The 2,369-nt window shown below is 70.3% G+C and carries 1 protein-coding gene and 1 pseudogene; both read right to left on the bottom strand.

Annotated elements, in window-relative coordinates; all coding sequences use genetic code 11:
• A pseudogene (locus D7X55_RS38475) lies at positions 1 to 249 on the bottom strand (kelch-like protein); the annotation flags it as partial.
• A gap of 19 nt (positions 250 to 268) precedes the next feature.
• On the bottom strand, positions 269 to 2,369 hold a 2,101-nt coding region (locus tag D7X55_RS44980), incomplete at its 5' end, for a PKD domain-containing protein (RefSeq protein ID WP_233610328.1).

Here is a 2,369-nt window from a genome sequence, read left to right as displayed (position 1 = left end):
CCCCAGCACCCCACCCCACTGCCCGCCCGTCTTCACCAGGGCATCCGTGCGCGTCGTCATCCCCGTGCCGGACACGGTGAGCTCCACGCGGACCACGTCGCTGGCACTGAGGGCTTGAGGCACCGTCAGCACCACCTGCGCGCTGCCTTCCGGTGCACCCACCACTGCCTGTGAGCTACCGCACCCGGCCAATGCCAGGACCAGGCCCAGGGCCAGCACCGCCATCCCGCTTCGACGTTCTGTTCGCATGTTCCGATCCCCCTACCGCTCAGTTCTCGAGGCCCTGCACTCGCACGGGCACGGAGCTGTCGACCGTCGTCCCATCGCCCAGTTCGCCCTCGGCGTTGAAGCCCCAGGCCCACACGGTGCCGTCGCGCAGCAACGCCAGTGAATGCGCGTCGCCTCCGGCCAGGGCCGTCACCGCCGTCAGTCCCTGCACCTTCACCGGTGTGAGGCTGCCCACGATCGTCCCATCTCCGAGCTGCCCCGTGCCGTTACGCCCCCAGGTCCACGCGGTGCCGTCCGACTTCAGCGCCAGCGAGTGATAGGACCCTGCGGCGATCGCCGACACGCCCGTCAGCCCCAGCACTTGCACCGGCACGGGGCTGTTCACGCCCACCCCATCTCCAAGCTGACCATCGGTGTTCCTTCCCCAGGCCCACACGGTGCCGTCCTGCTTGAGCGCGAGTGAATGGACGAGCCCCGCGGCGATGGTGGACACGCCCGTCAGCCCCTGCACCCGCACGGGCGTGAAGCGGCGCTCGGTCGTCCCATCTCCCAACTGCCCGGAGCTGTTGTAGCCCCAGGTCCACACGCTGCCGTCCTGCCTCAAGGCGAGCGAGTGGTACGTGCTCGCGGCCAGTGCCGTGACACCGGTGAGATCCGTGACAGGCATCGGCTCCGTGCGGTTGACGGTCGTCCCATCTCCCAGCTGGCCCAGGTTGTTGAGGCCCCAGGCCCACACGGTGCCGTCCTGCTTGAGCACGAGCGAGTGGTAGGTCCCCGAGGCCAGGGCCGTGACGCCCGTGACATTGGGCAGCAGCGCCGGCGTCACGCGGACCACGTCCACGGTGTCCCCCAGTTGGCCGGAGTCGTTGTACCCCCAGCCCCACACGGTGCCGTCCTGCTTGAGCGCCAGCGTGTGGTAGGCGGTCGCGGACAGGGCCGTGGCCCCCGTGAGCTCTTCTGCCTGGACCGGCACGGGCAGGAGCCGGTCCACGTTCGTCCCGTCCCCGAGCTGCCCGTAGCCGTTGTGGCCCCACGCGGCCGCGGTGCCGTTCTGCCTCACGACCAGGCTGTGCGCGCCCCCCGCGGCGATCCAGGCCACGCGCTTCGGAGAAGGAGTGCACGGCGTGCCGCCCTCCAAAACCATGGAGGCGCTGGCGGACAATCCCAGCGCGTTGCGGACGGTCACCGTCACCTTGAGTGACGTGCCCGAGGTCAGGCAGGCGCCCGCCGTCCAGAGCACCTCGCTGGTCGTCGTGCCGTCGCTGGCCGTGCCCAGCCCGGCCGCGTTCGCCGTCCAGGTGAAGGAGAGCGCGCTGCCCTGTGGGTCTCGCGCCCTGGCCCGGAAGACGACGGTGTCCCCCTGCGCCGGCACGGTGGCGATCGAGTGGAACGTTTCCACCACCTCCGGTGGGAACTGGGCCGTGGTGGGCGAGGCCGACACGTAGACGCCAAGGCTGCCGGTGCCCTTGCCTCCTCGGCCGTCCTGCACCAGCACGCTGAGCGTGCAGATGCCGCCAGCGGGTTGTGCCGAAGGGGTGAAGCTGGCGCTCGCGGAGGTGACATTCGCCCATGAGCCCGCGCACGAGGCCGTCCACTGGTAGCTGAGCGGGTCGTTGTCGCTGTCGCTCGCGGAGGCCATCACCTGGGTGGACTGGCCGACGGTGACGGACGAAGGCGCCGCGGTCATCCCCGCGACCCACGGCCAGGTGTTGAAGGACACGTTGACGGCGGCGCTACCGTTCCCAGTGCTCACCGTGATGGTGACGCTCAGCGCGGCACTGGCGCCCTTGGAGTCCGTCACCGTCAGCGTCAGTGCCACCTGCCCGGCCGAAGCCGGCGCCGTCCACGCGGTGACAAGGCTGGAGGGCGCGCTGAAGCTGCCGGAGGGCGCCGTCCACGCATACGTGAGCAAGTCACCCGAGTTGAGGTCGTCCGCGGTGGCCTGCAGCGCGACCTGCCCTCCCGGAGCCACGGTGCCGGGGCTGGCCACCAGGGAGAGGATGCGAGGCGCCGAGTTGTTAAAGGGCGCGGGTGCATTCACCTCCTGCAGCAGCAGCGTGACGGCCGTCGTCTGGTTGGCCTGGATCGCGACGTCGGTCGCCTGACCGGAGTAGCGCACGGTGTTCGAAGCATCGAAGGCC

Origin of the sequence: Corallococcus sp. AB049A (assembly GCF_003668885.1) — a bacterium.
Lineage (GTDB): Bacteria > Myxococcota > Myxococcia > Myxococcales > Myxococcaceae > Corallococcus > Corallococcus interemptor.
This window is presented reverse-complemented; position numbering and strand designations above follow the sequence as displayed.